8 protein-coding genes are annotated in these 7298 nt (G+C 47.5%); all 8 read left to right on the forward strand.

Going from position 1 to position 7298, the window contains the following annotated elements; all coding sequences use genetic code 11:
- The first annotated feature begins 407 nt into the window (after window positions 1-407).
- The 8 genes from rplU to WMO23_RS10505 all read left to right on the forward strand — a co-directional run bounded on the left by rplU (window position 408) and on the right by WMO23_RS10505 (window position 6748).
- Window positions 408-719, forward strand: a complete 312-nt coding sequence (rplU, locus tag WMO23_RS10470) for a 50S ribosomal protein L21 (RefSeq protein ID WP_020311205.1) — start codon at window positions 408-410, stop codon at window positions 717-719.
- Window positions 719-1027, forward strand: a complete 309-nt coding sequence (locus WMO23_RS10475; RefSeq protein ID WP_020311206.1) for a ribosomal-processing cysteine protease Prp — start codon at window positions 719-721, stop codon at window positions 1025-1027. The genes rplU and WMO23_RS10475 overlap by 1 nt, the downstream gene beginning before the upstream one ends.
- 19 nt (window positions 1028-1046) lie before the next feature.
- Window positions 1047-1331 (forward strand): 50S ribosomal protein L27, encoded by a 285-nt coding sequence (gene rpmA / locus WMO23_RS10480; RefSeq protein WP_020311207.1) that lies wholly within the window; start codon window positions 1047-1049, stop codon window positions 1329-1331.
- 227 nt (window positions 1332-1558) lie between these two features.
- Window positions 1559-1957 carry a hypothetical protein gene (locus tag WMO23_RS10485; protein WP_020311208.1) on the forward strand — a complete coding sequence of 133 codons (399 nt, stop codon included), beginning with the start codon at window positions 1559-1561 and terminating at the stop codon, window positions 1955-1957.
- A 10-nt stretch (window positions 1958-1967) separates the two neighbouring features.
- On the forward strand, window positions 1968-2822 hold the full coding sequence (locus WMO23_RS10490; protein WP_020311209.1) for a polysaccharide deacetylase family protein: 855 nt from the start codon (window positions 1968-1970) through the stop codon (window positions 2820-2822).
- A 362-nt stretch (window positions 2823-3184) separates the two neighbouring features.
- A complete protein-coding gene (locus WMO23_RS10495; RefSeq protein WP_349174027.1) occupies window positions 3185-3637 on the forward strand; it encodes an ESPR domain-containing protein in 453 nt (150 codons plus the stop codon).
- Window positions 3634-4011: a hypothetical protein gene (locus tag WMO23_RS10500; RefSeq protein WP_020311211.1), complete on the forward strand. Its 378-nt coding sequence runs from the start codon at window positions 3634-3636 to the stop codon at window positions 4009-4011. Before WMO23_RS10495 ends, WMO23_RS10500 begins: the two co-directional genes overlap by 4 nt.
- Window positions 4004-6748, forward strand: a complete 2745-nt coding sequence (locus WMO23_RS10505; RefSeq protein ID WP_020311212.1) for a YadA C-terminal domain-containing protein — start codon at window positions 4004-4006, stop codon at window positions 6746-6748. Before WMO23_RS10500 ends, WMO23_RS10505 begins: the two co-directional genes overlap by 8 nt.
- Window positions 6749-7298 lie beyond the last annotated feature (550 nt).

Consider the following 7298-nt stretch of genomic DNA (forward strand, 5'->3'; position numbering starts at 1 on the left):
TGAGAACTCTGGTTACTGACAAAAAAAATACACGGCCCATGGCCTTGTGCGTAGGGGCTCGCATGTGGCGAGCCCGCTAGGGAGATTTCATCACAGCCCATGCTGGTATAATGGTGAGGGTTTACGGACTACGAGCCGAGGGTCACTCGAGGCGATGTCGTTCTTCTGAATCTGTTGCCGCGTAGCGGCATTTGAATCCGAGGCGGCCTGCGACCTGCGGGGCCGCCAGGCCCCACGAACCACTAGCCACTAGCCACTAGCCACTAAAAACTTGACATCACTCCTTGTTTATGGTATATTATAGAAGTCGTAGCATAAGTGGCTATGGATAAGCCGCGTGGAGAGGCTCACAAGTTCCCGCAAGGGACGCCGTATTCAGCGAGTATATTGATGAGGAGGTGTCACTCATGTACGCTATTATTAAAACAGGTGGAAAACAGTATCGTGTCCAGGAAGGCGACAACATTTTCGTCGAAAAACTGAATGCCGATGTTGATTCCAACGTAGTATTCGACCAGGTATTGGCAGTCGTTAACGACGGTGATGTTAAAGTAGGTACTCCCGTTGTTGAAGGCGCTAAAGTAACTGCAAAAGTATTGGCTCAGGGCAAAGAAAAGAAAGTCCTCGTTTTCAAATACAAAGCAAAATCCAACTACCGTCGTCGTCAGGGCCATCGTCAGCCGTTCACGAAAGTTACAATCGAAAAGATTGAAGGCTAATGATTACCATTACGATGCATCGCGATAAGAGAGACCGCTACACGGGTTTTACCATAAAAGGCCATGCCGATTATGACGAAGCCGGCAGCGATATTGTCTGTGCCGCCGTATCGGCATTGTCGCAGACAGCCTTGTTGGGTCTCATACAGTATGCTTCGCAAGACGTACCGTATGAAGTAAACGATGGCTTCTTATCCGTCCAGGTCCCCAAGCCCTGTGAAGCCTCACAGATCATCTTAGGGACTATGGTAGCAGGTTTGGAACAAATTGTACGGCAGTATGGAGAATACGTCGTACTCGACTCATAGACGTCAGGAGGTGGACGGAATGTTCAATTTCAACTTACAGCTTTTCGCTCATAAAAAAGGGACAGGCTCCACGCGTAACGGCCGTGATAGCGAATCGAAACGCCTTGGTGTAAAATGCCATGACGGCGTCATCGTTAAAGCCGGCAACATCATCGTTCGCCAGCGTGGTACGCACTTCCATCCGGGCACGAACGTAGGCATCGGCAAAGATGATACCTTGTTCGCAACGGCTGCAGGTAAAGTTGCTTTCGAACGCGCTGGTAAATACAACCGCAAAGTTAGCGTATACCCTGTAGAAGCATAATTAGCTTATAGTACAAAACTTGTAGGGCTCGCTCGTGGGCGACCCGTTAGGGATTTGGATGACTCTTTTCCCGGAGCGGGCGCCCCACGTGGCGCCCCTACAGAAAAAAGGCTGTCTTGATGAGACAGCCTTTTTTTTATGCCAAAAAAACACTTGTCGTCTTCTCAAAATCCTGTATAATAGAGGATGTATGTACTTTGATTAAACTTAAGCGGAGGTGTTACGCCATGCGCGTTAGTGTCAATGGAGAAAACCGTGAGCTCCATGTCTATGACCGGTCTACGGGCGTCGATTATGCCAAACAGATCCTCTGTTCCCAGGAACAGCTGGTCACGGACATGTACGGCGAGTTCGTCCTGACCGAAGAAGAATACAACCACTGGACCGAACTGCTGGCCATCCAGCAGGAATCGGAAGACCTGCTCTTTGAACTGAAAGACGTCCTGGTCAAGCAGGAACTGGATGATTACATGTATGAAGAAACGAAATACATGACGACGACCATCGAAACGATCCATATGGAAAATATCTGTATCAAAGAGCTGAAAGAAGCCCTGGAAAAAGGCGATGAAAAATGGCTGACTGAGAACCATTTCATCAAGACCCTGAAAAACGTAACAAAATAAAGGAAGTCTTATGTTGAAGAAAATATGCTCGTGGATCATCGGCGTCATTCTCACCGTCCTGGTCCTCCTTATCGGTATCTTTGCTTTTTGGTATTTCGGGTCGACGAACTATCACCTGACAGGCGTCCCGGTCCTGAACTACCATCAGGTCAATAATAAATTCAACACCGTGCTGACCATGAAGCCGGCTAACTTTGACGAACAGATGAAATATCTGCACGACAACGATTACCATTCCATTACGCTGGAACAGTTCGATGCCTACATGCGCGGCGAAGGCGACCTGCCCGACCGGCCAGTCCTCATCACCTTTGATGACGGCTACGTCGACAACTATGAAAACGCCTATCCCATCCTGAAGAAATACCACATGCGCGGCACCATATTCCTGATCATCAACCTCATGAATACGCCGGGCTACCTGACCTGGGACCAGGTCAAGGAAATGTCCGCCGACGGCATGGAATTCGGGTCCCACACCATCAGCCATAAGCCCCTGACCAGCTTTGACCGGGCTGGCGTGCGTCACGAACTGCAGGATTCCAAAGACATCATCGAAAAGATGACAGGGAAACCGTGCCACTTCATCGCCTTCCCGGAAGGCAAATATAACGATATGGTCATGGAAGAAACGCGGGGAGCCGGCTACCGCTACGCTTTCACCGTAGAAACAGGCCGCGACTTCCCCTGGGACGACCCGTATGACCTGGACCGCGTCCCCATGTTTGAAGGCCCTATCAGCTTCAAACACTTCCGGTTCCGTCTGACCTTCAGCGCCTTCAGCGCGCTCCTGTGGAAGACCCATAAATACTTTGAACACATAGAGATGACCAAAGATTTGGCCCAACATATCCCGCAGCCGTAAAAAAGTCGCAGTTATTCAAAAAAAGAGCATTTTATGAAACCCTTGATAAGGGATTTCATGGAATGCTCTTTTTTTTACAAAAATTTTTGTGTCATATTTTGTTTCTACAATGTTAATACTATATATTAACTAATTACAAAATAAAGAATAAAAATATAATTACAAACAAGAGCAATGACTGCTGCAAATAACAGATAAATCGCGTAATAAAGCCTTTTAAAAAGAAAAATAAATGCTATAATGATGTCACAAAATACACATATTATTTACATAAAAATGCAAAATAATGAAAGAAGGTGCATCGAAAAAATCTTACATGATATATACGGTGAAATCATTATCAGCAAAGGATGCGCGAACACATGAATAAGATATTTAAAGTTATTTATAGCAAAACCAGACACTGCTACGTCGTCGTTTCAGAACTGGCTAAAAGTCACTGCAAAACGGCAGGTAGTCATACGGCAAGAAATAAAACAGCATTGACGGCAGCTGTGCTGCTGGCACTGGGGACGTTCTCAGTTGCATCGGTATTTATGCCGATGACCGCAGAAGCGGCCGATAAAACCAAGACTGATGGTTCTAACTTTGTTGGTGTAGAACGCACGGATGGACTGTTGGACGATAGCAAATATGCTAACTATGGTGGCAAAGGAGCAGGTGGGGCTGATTCCATTACTTTGGGCTTGAATGCACAAGCTGGAGCCGGAACAATCACAATCGGCGACCAAATTCTTATCGTCCCATTGATGATACGAAGGCTGCAGCCATTTTGGGTAGTGTTAATGACCCCGTTAAACTTGGCGAAACCATGAAAGATGCTGTCAAGGAAAGTGGCGGTCAGGTCATGGTCATGGGCGGCGGCAACACCGTTGACAAAGCCTACATGACCCAGGTCACCGGTGTCGGCAACACGGTAAGCGGTAAAGATAGCACCTACGCAGAAGGAACATCGACGCAGTACAACTTCGTCAACGGCTTCCAGAATGAACTGTCCAACGGTAAACACGACTATATCATCGGTTCGAACAACAAGGTCAGCGGCGAAAGCGTAGATAAGAATCAGTCTAACATCATCTTCGGTGATAACCATAAGCTGACGGGTCAGAATAACAACGTCATCATCGGTTCCTCTGATACCGCTGATGATGAAACAAAAGTTTCTAATGCTGTGATAGAAGTTGGGTGACAACACGGTTCAGTATGATTTAAATACCAATAAGGATAAGATTACTCTTGCGGGTCAACAAGGTACGACAATTACCAATGTAAAGAGTGCCCTCGATGGTGCTAAAGATGCAGACGGTAAGAAGGCCACGATTGCTACAGCAACCGGCAATGTTCTGAAGAATGCAGCAAACCTTGGCGATTTGCAGAAAGTCTACAACGATGTCAATGCAAAAGCTGATAAAGCCAGTGCTTCGCATACGGCCTTGACCGTAGAAGGTGGCACGCCAGCCGGTAAGGATGATGCAGAGAATAAAGACGTCTATGCTGGCAAGAATATCCTGCTCCATGAATCTACAGGTACAAATGGCAAGGTCACGTATGATCTGAAGCTGGCCAAGGACATCACAATCGGCGAGCCGGGCAAGGACGGTAAAGTCGGCATCTCCGGCAAGGACGGCAAAGATGCGGTCTCCATTTCCGGTAAAGACGGCGTCGGCCTTATCGGCCTGACAGGCCCTGCTGGCACCAATGGCATGAATGGTGCAGATGGCAAGCCGGGAACTTCCATCGATATCACGGTCAAGAATGGCTATGATGGAAAAACTGGAACGGATGGCAAGGATGGTGTTAAAGGTGAAAAAGGTGTGGATGGAACGAGCTTGACCCGTATTGTCTACACCGACAAGACTGGTGAACACCAGGTTGCTACTCTGGAAGATGGCCTGAAATTCAAGGGTGATAATACGACCGTTATTTCCAAGAAGCTCAACAACACCCTCGATATCATCGGTGGTGCAGACAGCAAGAACCTGACGGATAAGAACATTGGTGTCAATAACGACGGTGGCAAGCTGAAAGCCCAGTTGTCTAAGGATTTGACAGGCATGAACAGCACTACCTATACAACCACAACTGGCGAAGGAGAATCGGCAACGACTTCTACGACAGTAGTGAATGGGAATGGCCTGACAATTACGAACGGCCCAAGTATCACCAACAAAGGTGTTGATGGTGGCAACAAAGTCATCACTAATGTTGGCAGTGGCATTGAAAATGATGCAAATGGTAAATATACCGTTACAGATCAGAACAAAGGCAACGCCGCCAATATCGGTGATGTCCAGAACATGGTCAACGATGCCAAGAAGGATTTGACGGATGGAGCTAACGGCCTGAACAGCAAAGCCAACATCGATGCATCCAACATCGGTGCTAACTTGAAAGATGCTGATGGTTCCGCTGCTTCAGCAGATGCTCAGAAAGCTAATGCTGAAAAGTGGGGCAGTGCTATCGGTACCGGTGAAATCAAAGCTGATGATGGTCGGATGGTTACCGGCAAGACCGTCTATAATGAAGTCCGTCCGAAGGAAGATGGCAACTATGTGAAGAAAGATATGACCACCGGCGAAAATCTGTCGGCTCTCGATAGTAAGATTGGCAAACTGGATGAATCGAAAAAGTACAATTACATTGATTCAGGTAAAGATGTTTCCATTTCGGATAACCTGACCAAACTGGATACGCAGGTCAAGAAGAATGCCGATGATATCACTAACATTAACAAATCAATTAGTACGCTTGACCAGAATGTCGTGAAGTATGATGATTCCAACAAGTCGAAAGTCACGCTGGGCGGTGAAGGCGGCACCACCATCACCAATGTCAAGGATGGTGTTCTGAGCGATAGCAGTACAGAGGCTGTCAACGGCAAGCAGCTCTACAATGAACAGCAGGCTCGTGAAGCAGCAGATAAGGTCATCACTGAAAAGGTGACGAACAACACCACGGAAATTACTAAGATTGAAAATGGTGAAGGCTTTACTGACAAAGGTAAGGAAGTTATCCGTGAGTTGGCCAAAGGCTCGGTCAAAGTTATCGCTGGTACAAATACAACTGTAACACCTGGCAGCGACAAAGACGGTGCAAAGACCTACGCGGTCAATGTCGAAGGCAATGGCAAGGTCGCTTCTGACGACAGGGGCTTGATTTCCGGTGACACGCTTTACAAAGAAGTCCATGTCGACAAGGATGGCTCTTACATCAAGGGGAGCAACACAGTCGGTCAAAACCTGTCCGCTTTGGACACAGGCCTCAAGACCACCAGTGACCTCATCCACACGAACGACAAGGACGACACCATCCAGATTGGTGGCAATAGCACGGCCACGAAGATCGATGTCAATGGCAAGGATGGCAAAGGCCGCGTCATCACCGGTGTTGTAACCGATACCGGCGACCCGAACAGCGCAGCTAATGTCGGCTACGTTAACGGTCTCACGGCTGCCAATACGCAGCAGATTTACCGCGACATGAACAACGCGTACAGCCGTTTGGATACGAACATCAACAGAGCCGCAGCCGGCAGCAATGCTTTGGCAGCCCTCCATCCGCTTGATTTCGACCCGGCTGATAAAGCAAGCTTCGCCGTAGGCTATGGACATTACCATAACGCCAACGCAGCTGCTGTCGGCGCCTTCTACCAGCCGAACGCCAACACCATGGTCAACATGGGCATTTCCCTTGGCAACGGCGACCCGGGCTTCAATGCCGGCGTCTCCTTCAAGATTGGCAAAGGCTCCACATACAACGGCGTCAGCAAGGCCGAAATGGCACAGACCATCCATGACCAGGCTGCAGAAATCTCGACTATCAAAGCCAACGATGCAGCTAAGGATAAACGGATCGATGCCCTGGAAAAAGAAAACCAGGAAATGAAGAAACAGATCCAGGAAATCCTGGCCCGCCTGAATGGATAAAAGATAGTGCTGATGCACTGACATAGCCAAAAGAAACCAGCCACAGCGTGAGAAATCACACTGTGGCTGGTTTTTTGTCTCAGATGCGGCTTCGCCGCGACAAAGGCTACAAAAAATGCAATAATTTTTTTGTTTTATTATATTCATATTTTTGTAATTAATTATATTTAAAATGTATTAATATTGTAAATAAATAAGAGGGATAAGTAATCGATTGATGGCTTGAGAATGGCTTTATAACGCTTTATTTTGTCGTTTTATATGCTATAATAAAGTCACAGATTTGTTAAAACTATACTATAAAGAAAGGGACCACGCACGATGGTAGAAAACTTCGTGCGTGGTCCCCTTTTTTGTCCGCTTTTCCTCGGATTCAGATGCGGCTTCGCCGCGACAGACTCATGAAATAAACGCAGTTTGCTGGTCGCAGACCGCAAAAATAACCCCAATCGGGGCATTCGTAGGGGGCGACTTTTAACCTCTCAGACCGCCTTTGGCGGCCAGCTCCCCTATAAAGGGAGCCTTGTGCGGCCCGTTGCGAGATTTCATC

Source organism: Megasphaera intestinihominis (assembly GCF_040096415.1).
GTDB lineage: Bacteria > Bacillota > Negativicutes > Veillonellales > Megasphaeraceae > Megasphaera > Megasphaera intestinihominis.